The 17,635-nt window shown below is 60.8% G+C and carries 15 protein-coding genes; 7 read left to right on the top strand and 8 right to left on the bottom strand.

Annotated elements, in window-relative coordinates:
* Positions 1–22 precede the first annotated feature (22 nt).
* Entirely contained in the window at positions 23–256 is a 234-nt protein-coding gene (locus ACYJ11_RS16635) for a hypothetical protein (protein WP_461648617.1), read from the top strand.
* A gap of 111 nt (positions 257–367) precedes the next feature.
* Here ACYJ11_RS16635 and ACYJ11_RS16630 read toward each other — a convergent pair whose 3' ends face one another.
* A complete protein-coding gene (locus tag ACYJ11_RS16630) occupies positions 368–799 on the bottom strand; it encodes a hypothetical protein (RefSeq protein ID WP_461648616.1) in 432 nt (143 codons plus the stop codon).
* Between the two features lie 105 nt (positions 800–904).
* Between ACYJ11_RS16630 and ACYJ11_RS16625 the strand changes: the two genes are divergently transcribed.
* Complete coding sequence (locus ACYJ11_RS16625) at positions 905–1,513, top strand: hypothetical protein (RefSeq protein ID WP_461648615.1); 609 nt, start codon at positions 905–907, stop codon at positions 1,511–1,513.
* Positions 1,514–1,591: 78 nt separating this feature from the next.
* Here the strand turns inward: ACYJ11_RS16625 and ACYJ11_RS16620 are convergent, their stop codons facing one another.
* Entirely contained in the window at positions 1,592–3,352 is a 1,761-nt protein-coding gene (locus ACYJ11_RS16620) for a BCCT family transporter (protein ID WP_188978587.1), read from the bottom strand.
* A 407-nt stretch (positions 3,353–3,759) separates the two neighbouring features.
* Here ACYJ11_RS16620 and ACYJ11_RS16615 point away from each other — a divergent pair, with 407 nt between their 5' ends.
* Positions 3,760–3,921 (top strand): hypothetical protein, encoded by a 162-nt coding sequence (locus ACYJ11_RS16615; RefSeq protein WP_461648614.1) that lies wholly within the window; start codon positions 3,760–3,762, stop codon positions 3,919–3,921.
* Positions 3,922–3,927: 6 nt separating this feature from the next.
* Here the strand turns inward: ACYJ11_RS16615 and ACYJ11_RS16610 are convergent, their stop codons facing one another.
* From ACYJ11_RS16610 to ACYJ11_RS16595, 4 genes are all read right to left on the bottom strand, one after another.
* The gene (locus ACYJ11_RS16610; RefSeq protein WP_461648613.1) at positions 3,928–4,371 is read right to left on the bottom strand and encodes a universal stress protein; all 444 of its coding nucleotides are present in this window, start codon (positions 4,369–4,371) and stop codon (positions 3,928–3,930) included.
* 90 nt (positions 4,372–4,461) lie between these two features.
* Positions 4,462–5,724, bottom strand: a complete 1,263-nt coding sequence (gene ilvA, locus ACYJ11_RS16605) for a threonine ammonia-lyase (protein WP_461648612.1) — start codon at positions 5,722–5,724, stop codon at positions 4,462–4,464.
* 55 nt (positions 5,725–5,779) lie between these two features.
* Entirely contained in the window at positions 5,780–8,332 is a 2,553-nt protein-coding gene (locus ACYJ11_RS16600) for a GcvT family protein (protein ID WP_461648611.1), read from the bottom strand.
* Positions 8,333–8,548: 216 nt separating this feature from the next.
* On the bottom strand, positions 8,549–11,119 hold the full coding sequence (locus ACYJ11_RS16595) for a GcvT family protein (protein WP_461648610.1): 2,571 nt from the start codon (positions 11,117–11,119) through the stop codon (positions 8,549–8,551).
* A gap of 361 nt (positions 11,120–11,480) precedes the next feature.
* On the opposite strand from ACYJ11_RS16595, the gene ACYJ11_RS16590 reads away from it, so the two are divergent.
* The 3 genes from ACYJ11_RS16590 (at position 11,481) to ACYJ11_RS16580 (ending at position 14,702) form a co-directional block, all read left to right on the top strand.
* The gene (locus ACYJ11_RS16590; protein ID WP_461648609.1) at positions 11,481–12,437 is read left to right on the top strand and encodes a succinylglutamate desuccinylase/aspartoacylase family protein; all 957 of its coding nucleotides are present in this window, start codon (positions 11,481–11,483) and stop codon (positions 12,435–12,437) included.
* A gap of 138 nt (positions 12,438–12,575) precedes the next feature.
* Positions 12,576–13,763 (top strand): hypothetical protein, encoded by a 1,188-nt coding sequence (locus tag ACYJ11_RS16585; protein WP_461648608.1) that lies wholly within the window; start codon positions 12,576–12,578, stop codon positions 13,761–13,763.
* Positions 13,764–13,841: 78 nt separating this feature from the next.
* Positions 13,842–14,702, top strand: a complete 861-nt coding sequence (locus tag ACYJ11_RS16580; RefSeq protein WP_461648607.1) for a methylenetetrahydrofolate reductase — start codon at positions 13,842–13,844, stop codon at positions 14,700–14,702.
* A 296-nt stretch (positions 14,703–14,998) separates the two neighbouring features.
* On the opposite strand, the gene ACYJ11_RS16575 is transcribed toward ACYJ11_RS16580, so the two are convergent.
* Together ACYJ11_RS16575 and ACYJ11_RS16570 are read right to left on the bottom strand one after the other, a co-directional pair.
* Positions 14,999–16,375 (bottom strand): aminomethyltransferase family protein, encoded by a 1,377-nt coding sequence (locus ACYJ11_RS16575; RefSeq protein ID WP_461648606.1) that lies wholly within the window; start codon positions 16,373–16,375, stop codon positions 14,999–15,001.
* Between the two features lie 235 nt (positions 16,376–16,610).
* Complete coding sequence (locus ACYJ11_RS16570) at positions 16,611–17,108, bottom strand: dihydrofolate reductase (protein ID WP_461648605.1); 498 nt, start codon at positions 17,106–17,108, stop codon at positions 16,611–16,613.
* Positions 17,109–17,359: 251 nt separating this feature from the next.
* On the opposite strand from ACYJ11_RS16570, the gene ACYJ11_RS16565 reads away from it, so the two are divergent.
* Positions 17,360–17,635, top strand: a complete 276-nt coding sequence (locus tag ACYJ11_RS16565; protein ID WP_461648604.1) for a hypothetical protein — start codon at positions 17,360–17,362, stop codon at positions 17,633–17,635.

Below are 17,635 nucleotides of genomic sequence, written 5' to 3'. Positions count from 1 at the left end.
CTGTGCAGCCCGAAGAACCTGTATGGTACAGTTTCCGGTTCAGCTCGGCTCGGGTCTGCTCGAGTCCGTCGGGCAGGTGGCAGCAGCCGCTGGAACCGTCGTTCTCCTGCTGATACTTGTCGGTCTGGGTGCCTTCGCGTACAAGAGCCTCGTCGGAGACGGAATCCGCTGGCCCGATGAGCGAGAAGAGGCGGACAGTGAGGAGGACGACGGCGTCGTGCAGGGGAGCCGTGAGGACGACTGGAAGTATTACTGACGGCAGAATCCCACTGGCGTGTTGGAACTGGATACGCTATTGATTTCGTAGTCGTTTCGAAACAACGCACAGCACGCCGAACGGCCGCTGTGTGATCGGTGTAATCATGTCTCAATCGGCACCAGGGTCGTAGGAGTGTTCGAACTCCCAGTGGTACCGACAGTCCGTACAGGTCGCCCACTCGGGGATGTCGAACCGCTCGGGATGTCGCTGACCGTGTTCCATTCGGCTTCGACAGACTGGGCACGTGAGATACAGGAGCTTCAGGTCGGCGAACTCGTCGTGGCTGTACTCGCCGATACACCGCGGACAGTCGATGCTGTCACGCGCGTTGTGCTGGAAGATCTCCGACTCGCATCGCGGACATTCGACAGTCGCCGGCGGCCGTCTTGCCCATCCGGTGTCACCGTCGTACGTCGTCGTTGCCGTATCCATGCTCGACAGCCTGAACTTGTTCGGCCCGTCGCTCCGCCGAAGTGGTGCGGCGACCCGCTTGCCGACCCAGACAAGCTTCGAGAGCAGAACTGCGAGCCATCCAGACACAGTATTATAGTAGTTTTCTGACGGCTTAAATTTCCGGGCAGTGCCGGCGCTGACCCGGTAGTGTGCGGTCGATAGGTTTTCACGGCGACCCGCGGTATGTGGAGTATGAGTTTTGACGCAGCTGTCAGTGTCGCGACGACCGTCCCGGGACTGGCGGCAACCATTTGGAATCCCGTTGTGGGACAGGTGGCGCCCGGCGTTGGCACCGAACTGTCTAGGCCGATCCGCGGGCTCGTCTCGTTCGTTCTCGTGCTCATGGGCGGCGCATTGGTACTCCGGCTACGGCGGAACTACGTCGACGAGTCTATCAACGCGATTTTGGACAGCCCGGCGATGGCTGTCCTCTACGGCATCGCTGGATACGTGATCGTCGCTATTGTCGGCCTCTACGGGGCAACGACGCTGGCCCGCCTCAGCGTCGCTGGCGGGGTATTCGTCCGTATCGCGGTTCTCATTAGTAGCGCGTTCGTCTTGGTTCTCACAAGCTTCGGGTTTCTCGTTGTCGGCACGCTCCTCACCGACATTCTGCGCAGCCGCCAACCGGTGTTGGGGCTGCTCATCGGAGCCACTCTCAGTGCTGTTTCGTGGGTCCTGCTTTCACCCGCCGGCAGTATCGTGTCCAGCCTCGCCATCGCCGCGTTCGGAATCGGGGGCTCCGCCCGGCTCTGGATACACTCTGAACGGACGGTCGAAACAGAACTGGGTGGCCGGTAGCGTGAACGGTTTCACCCGCTGTTGGCGATAACGTCTGATACCACCGGTCGCGTCGGAAAACGCCAAAACGAGAGCGATTCAGTCGGTGCCTGTCGCCGTGTCGTCTCCCGGGTCGGAGATATCCGTCACCATCTCGTCGCCAGAGGTCACGACGTCCACGTCGTCCCGTTCAGAGAGATCCTGAATCGTCTCTGCGAACTCTTCGGATTCGAGTATCTGGTACTCGTTATCGAGCCCCAGATACACCGTGTAACACATCAGACACAGGATGAGCGCGAACGGGAGTCCTGTGGTGATTGCGGCCGTCTGGAGCGCGGTCAGCCCGCCACCGATAAGCAGGATGGACGCGACCAGCCCCTCAGTGAGGGCCCAGAAGATCCGCTGCGCTCGCGGAACGTCGTGTTTCCCGCCTGAAGTCAGGTGGTCGATCACCAGTGATCCCGAGTCAGACGACGTGACGAAGAACGTGATGACCAGCAACGTCGCCAGCAGTCCACTCACCACGCCCAGCGGGAACTGCTCCAGTAGGGCGAACATCGCGACGGTCTGGCCAACTTCGTTATACGTCGCCAGCGCCTGTCCGTTCCCCATCAGTGAATTGAACATCGCGCTGCCGCCGAACACCGACAGCCAGAGCGTCGAGAACAGCGACGGAAGGAACAGGACGCCCAGAACGAACTCCCGGACGGACCGACCCTTCGAAATGCGCGCGATGAACATCCCGACGAACGGCGACCACGCGATCCACCAGCCCCAGTAGAACACGGTCCAGGCGGTGGGGGTCCCGTTCGCCGCTTCGTTGAGCGTGCCGGTGAAGAACCCGAGCGCGAGGATGTTCCCGAAGTACGCGCCGAGCCCCTCAGTCCACGTCCCGAAGATGTACACCGTCGGGCCCACGATGACGAGGAACCCGAGCAGTGCGAACATCAGGTAGAGATTCAGCGTACTCAGTCGCTTGACTCCGCCGTCGAGGCCCGCCGCGACCGAGAGGGTCGCGATTAGCGTGATCCCGGCGATGAGCACGACTTGGGGCAAGGTCCCGGTCGGGATACTCACCGCACCGAGCATGTCACCGCCCACGTAGGAGAGCCCCGTGTTGACCTGTGCGACACCGAGTCCCAGCGAGGTTGACAGCCCGAACAGCGTCGCAAACACCGTCACGAGGTCGATGATGTGGCCCGGCCAGCCGTAAATCCGCTCGCCCAGCAGGGGCCAGAATATTGACCGGAAGGTGAGCGGGAGCCCGCGGTTGAACGAGAAGAACGCGAGGCCGAGTCCCACCAGGCCGTACACCGCCCACGGGTGAAACCCCCAGTGGAAGAACGTCTGTGCCATCGCGGCGGACGCCGCCGCGCCGGTTCCGGCTTCAGCCCCGAAGAAGCTCGGGGGGTTCTGGAAGTAGTACAGCGGTTCCGAGACGCTGAAGAACATGAGGCCGATGCCCATCCCGGCACTGAACAACATTGCCATCCAGGAGAAGTCGCTGAACTCCTTTTCGGCCTCGACGCCGCCGATTCTGATATTTCCGTACTTGCTGAACGCGAAGTACAGCAGTGTGATGATGAACACGTTCACCGCCAGCAGGTAGAACCAGCCGAAGGTGTCTCCGATAGTGTTGAACAGCCACGTGTACGCCGAGGCTGCAGTGTCTCCCAGCAGTATCGTCACCGCGATGAACAGCGCAATTATCACTAGCGCCACCGGGAATACTACTGGATGGATGTCGAAGCCGGCCGCCTGGATGTTCGTATCACCTGGCTCGCGGTCGGACTCCGGGTGGAACAACTCGACCTGAAGCCCGTCCGACATTTCGCCGGTCTGCTCGTCACTGTCTGCCATACGTTACCCCTCTCGAACGCGATACTGGTCTGTGTTGTCTCATTGTCGTAGTCGCAGTCTTGTGCTGTCGTAGTCCGCCGCCACCGTCATGCCAGCGACATCCCGGCGTAGCGCGTCTGCAGCGTTCGTATCCTGTTTGACTTACTGTGCTCGTCCGGGCGGGCACGGCGTGCCCACAGTCGACGGATTTTATGTGCTACTCAGTCTCATACTTATGCAGTAATGCAACTCTAATAAAACTTCACCTTAGACCCCAATATATGACCGAATGAAGCGTTGTACTGTTGTTACCTGCCAAATAGTTATGGAATATAACATATTGTGGTTTCCCGGTCACTGTTTACTTGTTCGGTACCCTCCCAGCGTGGGACGCGCGTATTTATTTCGGATTCCGACATACAGCCAGTATGGCACGGCTACTGGCGACAGGGGCAGCCGCGGTGGCAGCACTGCTGATGGGCGTCGGCCTGATCGGAATGACAGTCGGCGACTTCCGGCTCGCAGGGTTCAGTTTCCTCAGCGCCAGCCTAGTAATCTACATACGTGAGACGCGACTGACAGACGCGTAGCGGGTGTCAAATGTCGTTGACGCTCATTCGCTGGCTGATGACCGGAACGCTCGACGTCCGGACCACTTTATCTGTCGTCCCACCGAGCAGGTTCCCGAGTTTCCCGCGGAATGCCGATCCCAGGACGATCGCATCCATGCCTTCGTCTTCGGCAAACTCAACGATTTCCTCGCTTGGCGCGCCGGTTTTGAAATGCGTCTCGTAGTTGACGCCGTGCTCTTTGGCGACGTTCCCGAGATTCGCCAGCACCTCCTCCCCGTAGGCCCGATACTCCTCACGCATCTCTTCCTCGTCGTCTCTGAGTGCGAGTGCGCGCGGCGTGCCCGGCAGGTCGATTACGTACAATGCATGGACTGTCGCGTCGAGCGCAGCGGCGAGTTCGATGCCGTGTTCTGCCCCTCTCCGTGCCTCGTCGCTGCCGTCATACGGGACGAGTATATTGTCGTACATGCTACCTGACTCATGTGTAATTCCCACACACACCTGTTATAGGTTTCCCCGCTCTCGGCGTTGATCCGTCGGTCTGGACGCCGATTCCGGTTATACTGCGCCGCTTTTTGCCTCTCGTGCAACGTTGTCGACAGGATAGCCCGCATCGCGTATCGCCGCGATGATACCCTGAGCGTGCTCGGCACCGCTCGTCTCGACGTTGAACACGAGATACGCTTCCCCGATCTCGAGATTCTCGACGGACCGTTCGTGCCGGACGTCGTGGATATTGGCCCCTTGCCGGGCGATAACGCCCGATATTTCCTCCATCACACCCGGCTGGTCGTCGATTCGAACCCGAAGCTGAAGGAGTTGCTGACGCTCCGTGAGTGCATGGATGAGAACCTCACGCATCTGTGTCATGTCGAGGTTCCCGCCACACAGCAGCGGCATCACCGTTTCACCCGATACGTCGAGGCCGTCGCTCAGAACGGCGGCGACAGAGGCGGCTCCGGCACCTTCCACGACCTGTTTGGCCCGTTCCATCAACAGGAGAATCGCCTGCGCGATATCGGTATCCGAAACCGTCACAACCTCGTCGACGTTTGCCTCGATGATGTCGAGCGTGGTCTCCGAGATGCCGCCGGTGGCGATGCCATCGGCGATTGTATCTACCTCGTCGAGCACGACCGGAATCCCCTTGTCGAGGCTTTCGTGCACTGTCTCCGCGCCGGTTGCCTGAACGCCAACGACGCGCGTCTCCGGCGAGAGGTGTTTGATCGCCGTCGAGACGCCACTGATGAGCCCACCGCCGCCGATGGGGACGATGACCGTGTCGACATCGGGGCAGTCGTGGTACATCTCCGTGCCGAGGGTCCCCTGGCCGGCGATTATGTCCAGATCGTCATAGGCGTGAACGAACTCGGCGTCGGTCTCCTCAACGACCGCTTTGGCGTGTGACATCGTCTCCTGAAAGTCGTTGCCGACCAGTTCGACGCTCCCACCATAGGCCCTCGTCGCGTCGATCTTGGCCTGTGGCGCGTTCTCCGGCATGAAGATCGTCGCCTCCGCCCCACATTTCGTCGCGGCGAGGGCGACGCCCTGCGCGTGGTTCCCGGCGCTGGCGGCGACGAAGGACTCCACGCCGTCGGCGACGTCCTGCGAGATCTTGTTGTACGCGCCTCTGGTCTTGAACGATCCTGTCCACTGGAGATGTTCCATCTTCAGGTACACCTCGGCGTCGACGAACTCGCCGAGCGACGTACTCCGTTCGACTGGCGTCTTCTTGACGACCGTGTCGTCGTCCAGTCGTTCGCGGGCTCGTTCGATGTCTGCGTATGTGACGGGGAGCGTGTCCGATTCTGTTTGTGTCATAGTTGGTATCGTCTCGGGCCTTACGTCAAAGTTGGTGGGTCATTGCGCTATCCCGTTATCTGATGATTCGGTCTCGGATCGGATCGAACAGTGGCTCGTCACGTACCGTCGCGTCGTAGGTCTCGCCCTCGCACTGTATCTGAACCGACGTTCCGGCTTCGGCGTGTTCGGTCGGAACGTACGTGTACGCGATTGACTCGCCGAGACTGTAGCCGTAGTTCCCGGCCTGCACGTAGCCGATCGCGTCGCCGTCTTTGAGCACTGGTCGCCCACCCAGCATGATATCCGTCGAGTCGTCGAGCGTGAGCGGCGTGATTTTGCTGTCGATACCTTCCTCGCGTGCAGTCTCCAGAGCCGCTTTACCGATGAACTCAGTGTCCATGTCGACGGCGAAGGGCAGCCCGGCCTCGAAGGGGTTCGAGTCCGTGTCGATGTCCGTCCCCCAGAGGCGGTAGCCTTTCTCTAACCGCATGGAACTGAGCGCGCCGCCGCCCATCGGTCGGACGCCGAGATCATCTCCGGCGTCCTGCAGCGTCTCCCAAAGTCGCTGGCCGTACTCCGTCGGAGCCCACAGCTCCCAGCCGAGTTCACCGACGTACGAAACTCGCAAAGCGATGACCGGCACGTCCCCGACGTACATCTGCTTGGCGCGGAAGTACGGGAAGCCATCGTTGGTCACGTCTGCGTCAGTACATCGCTGGAGGAGGAGCCGCGCGTTCGGTCCCCAGAGGCCGATCGTTGACTTCGCGCCCTCCTCGACGTGGACCGACACCGTCGCAGGCGCTTCGTCTTCGAGGTGGCCGCCGTGGATACCGGGGGAGTTCCCACCACCGGTCGTCACCATGAACTCCTCGTCGTCGAGTTTAACGACAGTGATGTCCGCGAGGATGCCGCCACCCTCGTTCAGCAGCAGCGAGTACCGTACCTGCCCGACATCGAGGTCCATGTCGTTGCTACAGACCCGCTGGAGGAACGCCTGGCTCCCCTCGCCCTCGACCATGATCGAACTGAACGTCGTCATGTCGAACATCGACACCTTGTCACGGGTGTGGAGATGCTCGGCGGCCTCGATCTTCGAGCGATTGATGCCCTGCCAGCCGTCCTGGTCGGGAATCCGGTCCTCGTACTTCTCGACGAGGTCGGCGTTCGACTCGTACCACTGTGGCGTCTCCCAGCCGCCGCTCTGGTAGAACTCCGCGCCGAGTTCCTTCTGCTGGTGGTAGAACGGGCTCGTCCGGAGCTTCCGGTGGTTGTCGGGTTGCCACCGGGGCTCGACAATGCTGTACACCTGCTCGTACCGTTTGGCCCCGCGGTCGACGAAGTAGTTCTTCTCGCCCGCGTGGGGTTCGAACCGTCGGACGTGGATGCCGCCAGTATCGACCGGACCGGACGGCAACCGAGGAGTGCCGTTCTCCATCCACTCGGCAAGGATACGTCCGTAGCCGCCTGAGTGGGTCCACCAGATAGCCAGCCCTGTCCAGAGACCGTCGACCTGCGCCGTTTCGCCGACGGCCGGCATCCCGTCAGGCGTGAACACGAAGATACCGTTCTCGGTGGCCTCGTATTCTACGTCCTGCGTCGCTGGCAGCAGCTCGTCGAAGGCCTGCTTGGCGGACTTGTCCCGTCCACGGTGGGTCGGCGTCTCCCAGTGCTCCTTCGTGAATCCCCTGACCGACGCCTGGTGTTCCTCGGTGTTTTTTCCCATCGCCTCGGGGTCGACCGAGAGCGTCTCGTGGTTGTACGACCCCATTCCGAGGGCATCGCCGTGGGTTCGGAAGTACAGCGAGTGGTCCTGATCGCGGCCGACAGGCTGGTGTGGCCCTTCGCTCATGTACTCCGCGATAGAGCGGTCCCCCGGAACGTCCAGCCCAGTCGTGTTGTCGCCGACAGAGGATTCGACATCGGCGAGTTCGTCCATCGGTTCGGTGACCACGTACTGGTGTTCAACCGGGGCAATCGGGAGGTCGAGTCCGGCCAGTTGACCGGTCTGGTAGCCCCAGTTGTTCGTCGCGATGACCGCTCGCTCACAGTCGATCCGGCCCTGATCGGTCTCGATAGCGTTGATCTCGCCCCCCGAAACGTCTAGATCCGTGACCTCCGTGTTCCCGTAGAACGACGCCGAGGAGTGCTCCATGTACCACTGGAGCGCGCCAATACCGTCGACGCGCCCGTCTGTCGGCGAATAGTAGCCGCCGAGGATTTCGTCTTCGTCGACCAGCGGGAGGTGCTCTGTGACCTCCTCAGGCGAGAGCAACTGCGGTTCCGGCAGCCCGTAGGACGTCGCCCACTCGACGCGCCGGCGAAGGAAGTCCATGCGCTCCTCGCTGCGGGCCACTTCGATGCCACCGACCTCGTCGTAGACACCGGCGTCGGAGAGGAGCCGACTGGTGTAGTGCGCGGTCTTCGTCTGTATCTTCGACGGCGATGTCTGGAACATGATGCCGGGCGCGTGGACCGACGAGCCGCCGGTGACCGGGAGCGGTCCCTGGTCGATGACGACAACGTCCTCCGCGCCGAGTTCCGTCAGGTGATACGCGACGCTACACCCGACGGCACCGGCACCGATAACGACAGTATCCGCCCGAGACGGGGGAGTCTCTGTGCTCATGTATCTCGTTTGGGACTGTTTCTGTCACAATCTTAAATACACCGGTGAGCAGACCCGCTTGTAGAAGAGATACCTGTTTAGAGCGTCCAGAAACCATCATTTCGACGGTATTGTAACGTCTGCTCTCCGTCGGGCAGGGAGCGTACACGACGATGCGGGACTGAACCACAGCGTGTTACAATTGCGATAGAACCAGCCGCGGGTCGGAGACCGCTCTCAGACGAGCGGTTCCTCGCGGACAGTCGCGTCGTATCGCTGCCCTTCGTAGAGGATCTCGACGCTCGTCCCCGGTTCGGCGTACTCGGGTGGGAGGTACGTGTAGGCGACACAAGCGCCGACGGTGTAGCCGTACTCGGCGCTGTGGAGGTAGCCGATGGTCTCGTCACCGTCGAGGACTGGCTTGTTGTCCAGCACGACGGCGTCCTCGTCGTCAAGGGTCAGACACGCCACCTTGTGGTTGATGTTGTCGCCGTCGGCGGCCGCCGCGACCGCCTCCTTGCCGATGAAGTCGGTTTCGAGGTCGACAGCCCAGCCGAGGCCGGCCTCGTACGGGTTGTGCTCCGTGTGGAGATCCTTCCCCCAGAGCCGGAACCCCTTCTCGATACGAAGCGAATTCAGCGCGCCGTTGCCGTACGGGCGAATGCCGTACTCCTCGCCGGCCTCCATGATATGCTCCCAGAGGCGCTCGCCGTACTCCGAGGGCGTGTAGAACTCCCAGCCGAGTTCGCCCGCATAGGAGACGCGGAGTGCAGTCACGGGGATGTTCTTGACGAAGAACTGCTGGCTCGTGAAGAACGGGAAGGCGTCGTCGGAGAGGTCGATGTCGGTGACCTTCGAGAGGACTTTCCGGGCGTTCGGGCCGGTACAGACCATCGCCGCGAGGCTGGATGTCACGTCGTTGACGACCACGTCGTCGGGGGACTGTTCGCGCACCCACGCGACGTGATTGTTCCCGACCTCACGACCTGTGGTCAGCAGAAGGTAGCGGTCCTCACCGGTTCGCGTGACCGTGATGTCGGCTCGGACGCCACCGCCCTCGTTACACATCAGCGTGTACTTCACGTCGCCCACGTCGATGTCCATGTCGTTCGTACAGAGGTACTGGACGAACTCACCGGCGTCGGTCCCGATGACCTCCATCTTGTTGAAGGAGGTCATGTCGTGGAGGCCGACGTTGTTACGCACGTTCAACGCCTCGGCCCCCTCGATTGGTGACCAGTACTTCGCCTCCCAGCCTTCGCGGTCGGGAATCCGGTCGCCGTACTCCGCCAGCAGGTCGGCGTTGGAGTCGAACCAGTGTGGTTCCTCCCACCCGGCTTCGGCCCACAGTTCGGCGTCGTACTTCTTGTGGGTGTGGTACATCGGGGTTCGGCGGATGTCCCGTTGTTTGTCGGTCCAGACCCACTTTGGGTGCATGATATTGTAGACGATGCGGTACTCCTCGCCGCCGATATCCCGGGCGAAGTCCCAGCTCCCCTCGTGCTCGTCGAAGCGGTTCACGTCGCAGTGTGCGAGATCGATCGGGCCGTCGGGGAGCCGCGGAACGCCGTGTTCCATCCACTCGGCCAGCGCCTTGCCAGCACCGCCGGCGTGCGTGACCCAGATGGCCGCCGCCGTCCAGAGACCGTCGTACTCCTGGACGGGCCCCATCACGGGGAGGCCGTTGGGCGACTCCGCGAACATGCCGTTGTACTTGTGTTCGAGCTCCTTGCCGGCCGTCGCGGGGAGCAGTTCGTCGCTGGCCTGGCGAGGGGGCTTGTCCGGCCGGTCCGGATGGGTCGCGTTGTTCATGTGGTAGTCGGTGAACTCGTGGACCGACCCCTGCTCGCCGTCGGGGTCGTTCCCGCCGAGGTCCTGCGGGTCGGGCACGATGGGGTCGTGGTTGTACGAGCCGATACCGTAGGAGTCCCCGTGGTTCCGGTAGTACATCGCGTTGTCCTGGTCACGGAGAATCGGTCGGTCTGGCCCGACGAGAAGCCGTTTTGCCTTCTCCCCGGAGACGTTCTCGTAGTTCTCGAACAGCGGATGGTCGGTGATATCGACCGCGCTATCGGCCAGTTCATCGAGGGACTCCGTCATCGTGTACTGGTGCTCGACCGGCGTTACCGGCAGATGCACGTCGAGTTTCTCGCCGAGCTGGCGGGCCCAGATGTTCGTCGCGACGACGACCTCGTTGCACTCGACAGTGCCGTTCTCGGTGACGACGGCCTGTACCGAGCCGTTCTCGGTCTCGACATCCTCAGTGCGCGTGTGTGGGACGAACTTCGCACCCCTGTCCATCGCTTCCCTGGCCAGCGCGTCGCAGGCGATGACGCCCGAGACCTGCCCGTCTGTTGGCGAATAGTAGCCACCCTTGATCTGGTCGGCATCCACTAGCGGGAGGTGTTCGGTGACTTCCTCGGGGGAGAGCAACTGTGGGTCCTCGATACCCCAGGCCTTGGCATACTCGACGCGGCGCTGGAGGAAGTCCATGCGCTCCTCGCTGCGTGCGACTTCGATGCCGCCCGTTTCGTTGTATGCCTGATGTCCGTCCGCGCCTTCGAGGTCCGAGTACAGCCGCCGGCTGTAGTCCGCAAATTGGCTGAGGACCTTCGGTTCCGCGGTCTGAAACATGATTCCGGGGGCGTGCGTCGACGATCCACCCGTGGTCGGCATCGGCCCCTGATCGACCACGACCACGTCCTTGCGCCCGAGTTCTGTCAGCTGATAGGCGATGTTACAGCCGACGATTCCAGCACCGACGATGACGGTATCGGCCTCGGTCGGCAGGCTATCGGTAGGCTCCATAACTCTGCGTAGAACGTGCTATGGCGTGGCAATATAGTTACCGCCTGGTCCGCCTCCTTTTCAAACTGACATCGCATTATCACATAGTGTTTCAGAATAACAGGAGTACCATTGTTAATAGATTTGGGGCCCCCTGTGGTGATTGTCAGTTCTATTCGAATCCGTCTAATTTCTCGCAACTGTCTGATTGTACTGTCAGTTTATGTGTTAACAGATGCCTATAGCGGTTTCAACACGATGCTTTCACACCGCTGTATCGGGCAGTGCTGCTATTCCGAAAGAGCATCACAGCATCGTTTCATGCGGCACAGCGGCGCTCCTGCTCCTAGCGTTTTTTGTCTGCGCACCGCCAGATACTGCTATGGACTATACCGCCGTCACGCACACGACGACTGACCGACGGCTCGGGAGACTCCCGTCAGGACGAGACGTGTCCGTGACTGTCCACCAGTACGTCGGCGGCACCGGACCGACAGTGTACATTCAGGCGGCGCAACACGGTATCGAACTCAACGGCCCAGCCGCGCTACGGCGACTGCACGCCCGTCTTACCGACGCGGCCATCGCTGGGACGGTACTCGTCGTCCCGGTAGTGAACCAGCTCGCATTCGACCATCGGTCGTACATGACCCCCGGCGAGTACGACGTAATGAACCCGAACCTGAACCGCGTGTGGCCGGGCGACGAGCGTGGAAGCCTACAGGAGCAGTTTGCCGCTCGGCTGTGGGAACTCGTGAAGGATGCGGACGCAGCGGTGGACCTCCACACCGGCACGGCAGATATGCTGGAACACGTCAGATGTCGGGCGGGCGACCCGGCCGCCGAGCACCTCGCCGAAGCGTTCGGGACCTCCTACAGGCTTATCGACGGGTTCGAGGACACAGGCGACGACGGCTCTGGCGGGACGTTCCGTGCTGCGGCTGCAGAAGCTGGGATTCCAGTTATTACTGCAGAACTATCGAACAGCCGCCGGATAGCACAGGACGCGGTTGCGGCCGGTGTCGACGGGATACAGAACCTCCTGCGCAAGCAGGCAGTCCTCCCGGCTGAGCCGGAGTCGAAGGCGACACAGACGGTACTTCGAAACGATGCGGAGCCGGTCACTGCATCGGGATCGGGACTGTTCGAGTGTCGGCCGGACATCGCCGTCGGCGACACCGTCGACGCCGGGGAGCGACTGGGAACTGTCTACGAACCTTCCTCGTTCGAGCAACAACAGGTCGTTTCAGCGACAGAACGAGGAGTGATATTCTCGCTTGCCAGGGAGTCTGTCGTCGTGAAAGGAGAACGTCTCGCAGGCATCGCAACACCACAATAACCGAGATGTATCCGCGAAGCTGCCCGCGGGCACTGTTTCAGATGTGTGTCGCCAGCCGCAGTTTTGTGGGAGTTTATAAATGGGTTCGGTATTCCACACCTATCTCTACACCATAACGTGTCATAGTCACTCAATGACATGGGACTTCACACCGCTTTCACGGCGCTCGCGGAGGTCATCGATGCGTACGAATCCCGCGGACGGTCTATCAAGACCGTCGAAGCCTCGCCGGCCGACACCGGTGATGCAGTCCTTGATGTGACGGTGGCGATGCCGGTCTCGCTGCGTTCCGGCGGCGGCGCTGACGAGGATCTCACGCCGGAGACAGCGAGGCTAACCGGGAGTGGGGACCTCGAAGTCACGTTCTCACCGTCGGCCACAGAACTCCAGTCGACCGCTGGTGCCGCACTGTCGATAGGTGATGCCTCAGCTACGGTCACTGACGACGGCTTGCTCCTGACGGTACAGCTGACGATCGACGCCACAGGTACGCCAGACGAGGCAGCCAGCGTCGACTGTGAGCCTGACCAGGGTGACTCTAGCGACACAGCGACAGCTAGTGCAGTGAGTTCGGCTGGTACCGACGGTGGGCCCTCACTCACCGATACTGATATCGCGGATTCAGAACCTGTTAGTGAGGGGGGCGACAGTTCACAGGAAGATCCACAGTCAGACGGTGCGGCTACTCAGTCTGGTCGCGGGAACGACTCTGGATCCGACCCGTTCGCCGCCGTCCGCGACGACTCCGTGCCACCGTACGAGGACACCGACTACCTACAAGCACTGTACGACGAGTGCGACAACTTCAGAGAAATCGCCGAGCAGATCCAGATGGACGTCTCCTCCGAGACAGTCCGACGGTACATGATAGAAGCGGACATCCACGTCCCGAACACGTACGACACCTCCAGTGATGACGAGGAAGAACCGTCGACCGAATCAGGTGCCTCGGACGAGGACACGAACCAGTCCGGAGCCATGGATGAAGGCGAGCAGGTCACTGTGGCCGAGCCTGTCTCAGCAGAATCAGCCACGTCCGTCGAAGAGTCGGTCGGAGAGCTCCCCGACGAGCAACTGGTCACCGACGGGATTGGACTCCCGGCTGCTGTCCAACTGCAAGACGTTGCGGACGCAGTCGTCGAATCAGACACGGTGTACGAGGTCCAGCGACGCCTGAGTCTCGACCGTGGCCAGACTCGGGACCTACTGGAGGAACTCAATCTGTTAGATCTCGTCCTGTGCCGGCTCGCAGACGAACCGGACCACGCTGTCTCCTACGGGACTGTTGCCAGTCGGATCCAGCAGTGTGCGCCTCACAGCGCGTGATAGAAGCGATATCTTATAAACGGGTTCGATGCCCCACCCACAGAGAAAAGTACAGGTACGCCTTATCTCTGGCAACTCATGGCCCTCGGAACACGTGCTGTCTCAGACAGTCAGGGTGTCCGGACGCTGCTGACGAGCGCCCGGTTCGAACTGATGCCGTTCGAGAGCTTCGACGAGGAGATTACCCACCTCCCCGACGACGCGACTATCGCGATCACGACCTCGCCACAACTCGGCATCGAGAAGACCGTCGAAAAAACGGAAGAAGCCGCTGCAATGGGGTACGACGTTGTACCACACATTGCAGCCCGCTACGTGGAAGACCAGGCGCAACTCGAATCGATCGCCGAGCGACTGGAGCAGGCAGGCATCACGGACATCTTCGTTCCCGGTGGTGACCGGGAGGAACCGGCCGGTGAGTACGAGTCAGCGCTCGACATGCTTGAAGCGCTCGCAGAGACCGCGTACTCCTTTGAGGAAGTAGGAATCACGGGCTACCCCGAGGGTCACGACTTCATCGACGACGAAACGCTGGCGGAGTCGATGACACAGAAAGCACCGTACGCGACGTACATCGTCACGCAGTTGTGTTACGACCCGGACGCCGTGTTAGAGTGGGTGGAAGACATCCGTGCTCGCGGTATCGAACTCCCGGTCGAAGTCGGTATCCCGGGCGTGATGAACTACCAGCGCCTGATGCAGATATCTCAGAAAGTCGGCGTCGGCGACTCGATAAAGTTCCTCAGGAAGACGACGGGCATCCTCGGGTTCGTCAAGCAACTGGTCGGCTCCCGCGGGACCTACGAACCCGATGAACTCATCGATGGCCTCGCGCCCTACGTCGGGGACGACGAGTACAACATCCGCGGCGTCCACATCTACACCTTCAATCAGACGCCCGACACGGAGAAATGGCGGCACGATCGTCTCGACTCCTGACACCGATCTGCTTACTGTCCAGACTCGGGACACCCAGCTACAAGTAGCCTGTTTTCGACCGTCTCACTGCCAGAGACTGCCAGCGAGCAATACTGTGGCCAGAGATCCCTAGCGCAGTGCAGCACAAAACGTGAATTGATAGTTTCCGGGCAGCAGCGCCTATACGGCCGCGCAACTATAGGAGAGAGCGGCATAGGGCTACAACTGTATCAGTGAAAGCCGAAAGCGGCAATCGGGACCGTAAAACAGCAGCGAACGAAAGAGGGGGTGCGTTGCTGGGACAGCAGGAGTGAGGATTAGTCGTCGCTTTCGGCCTCTTTCCGGGCGTTGAGCTTCGCCTGCTCACGGGCGCTCGGGTTGACGGACTCCTTGAACGGCACCTTTGCGGCGGTGGCGAACACCGGTTCGCCGGGTTCGTCGGCGTACTCATCGGGGAGATGGACCTGGAACTCTAAGTCCAGCTCCTCATCGTATATCTCGTCGTTGAGCGGCGTGTCAGTGACTTCCTGAATCTTCTCAGCCGGGACAAAGCCCATGCCGATGTTGGTCTCCAAGTCCGGGTTCCACCATGGAGAGGTGAGGTAGCCACATTCCTCGCCCGTGTCCGGGTCGGAGATGAGCCAGAAGTCGGGGGCGTAGTCACGGATCGGTTCGCCAGCGATCTTCAGGCCGATGAGTTTGTGTTCGAACGGATAGTTGCCGTTCTCGATCTGTTCTTTCTGTTCTTCGAGAACCTCTTTGCCGATGTAGTCGGCCTCCTTGTCGTCAGGGACGTGATAGCCCAGGTTGACTTGGAACGGCGAGGTCTCGTGATCGAGGTCCTGCCCCCAGGACATGATGCCGGCGGCGATCCGGCGGTGGTGACCGGGTGCGATCTGGCGACCGTCGTGGTCTTTGACGGACTCCATGACGGGGTCCCAGACCCGTTCGGCGTTTTCCATCGCGTCTTTGACGTAGATTTCGAAGCCCTTCTCGCCCGAGAAGCCGGTCTGGCTGATAAGTACGTCACAGCCGTCGATCTCGGCCTCCATCAGCCCGTAGTAGGGCACGTCTTTGACTTCGTCGCCGACGACATCGACCATCACGTCGAGCGCCCTCGGGCCCTGGATCTGCATCGGCGCGACGTCGATTTCGTCGATTTCGACGTCGAAGTCGTTGTCGACGTTGACGCCCTGCAGCCACTGCATCAGCGTCGAGTCCGAGATAGAGAACCAGAACTCGTCTTCCTCGGGACGGAGCAACACTGGGTCGTTCAGGACGCCACCGTCTTCGTTGCAGAGGATGACGTATTTCCCGTCCATGGCGTCCATGCCCGTCACGTCCCGAGTGACCACGTAGTTCGTCAGCGCCTCGGCGTCGGGCCCTTTGACCCGAATCTGTCGCTCTACGGCGACATCCCAGAGGGTGACGGTGTTTGTCAGTGCATCGTACTCCTTCATCACACCGCCGTCCTCTGGCTCGATGAGGCCGCGCGGGTGATAGAGGCGGTTGTAGACGGTTGCCCGCCAGGCACCCTCTTCGTTGAAGGACTTGTGGAAGAAGGGGGACTTTCGAACGCGCGTCGACACCAACATCTCGATGTTGGGGTCACCAGTCTGGCGGAGGTTACGGGGGACGGTCCGGTCTGACTGGTCGACACTGGGATGGTTAGGATGTTCCTCGTTACCGGTCATGCCTATGAAAGAAGATGTGAAATACTAATAAAGGGAATTGTTACTTGCTTCTGGTGTTTATATACGGGGGAAACGTTGCGGACAGCGACGATACGCTGAACCGTTGTTTAGCAGCCCATAGCATGAATATTCAGCAGAATACGTGTCGTGTTACTCGGATGAGACTGGTAGCTGTAGTACGAAACGACCGGCACAGAACACGACCGAGCGGCTGCTGTGACTGTTCGGACAGACGTCATTCCGAGTCACTGCTGGTTCGGGTGTATGTGACGATGTCGAAGTCGCTGTGTGTCGTTCGGTCCGTCTCGGACCAGCGCGACCAGTCGACCGTCGGGAAGGCCGTATCGCCGTCGAAAGCTGCCGTTAGCTCGGTGAGGATTAGCTCGTCGGCCTGTGGGAGAAACTGCTCGTACACAGTAGCGCCACCAATGACGTAGGTCGTAGATGCGCCGCTGTCGGCCGCTTCGGTCAACGCCGCCGTCGTCGAGGTGACAGCTGTGACGCTGTCAGGAAGGTGATGCGGCGTCGTAGTCAGAACAATGTTTACTCGCTCCGGCAGTGGGCCGTCGAGATCACGGCGGATGCTCTCGAAGGTCCGCCGCCCCATAATCACGGGATGATCGATGGTCGTCCGTTTGAAATGTTTTAGATCCTCGGGATACTGCCACGGAATATCGCCGCCAGCACCGATCACGCCGTTAGCCGCGACGGCGGCAATCAGCGAGAGTTTCATACGTACCCCTTTGTCGGGCTGCTGGTAATAAGTCCGTCCCACCGATGAGCGAGGCCACCGCACGAAACTGACGTATCAGCCCTGCTGCCCGATCTGAGGACACGGTTCCAAGCGACAGCAGGTCGTGTTCGGGTACTGTAATCCTGCCGTTTGGATCTGAATCAGTGGGATGTCGCTGTACCAATTCCAGCCCGGACCTTGATAGCGTATCTCGCGCGCGACTTATGAGGTTCAGCCATATAAAATGCCGTATGGATACGATTCACCTGTCGCCCGGTCCCGCCGCCGCTCAGGCGTTTCGCCTGGGAATCATCGCGAGCGCAGTCGGTGGACTTGCCGGGATCGCGACGCTGTACTGGCTAGACATCCTGACACTGGTGTTTGCTGGATACGCACTCATTCTTCTGTTCCCCGTGTATCTGGTCTTCGCTGCAACAGCGTTGAGCGTCTGGTTGGGATACAACAAAGACGCGACAGCATTACGACCGGTCTACCGGCAAAAAGATTCGGGCGGACGATCCGAGTGA

The organism is Haloarcula sp. H-GB5 (assembly GCF_054850705.1).
Note: the sequence above shows the minus strand (reverse complement) of the source record. Positions and strands in the feature narration are given on the sequence as shown.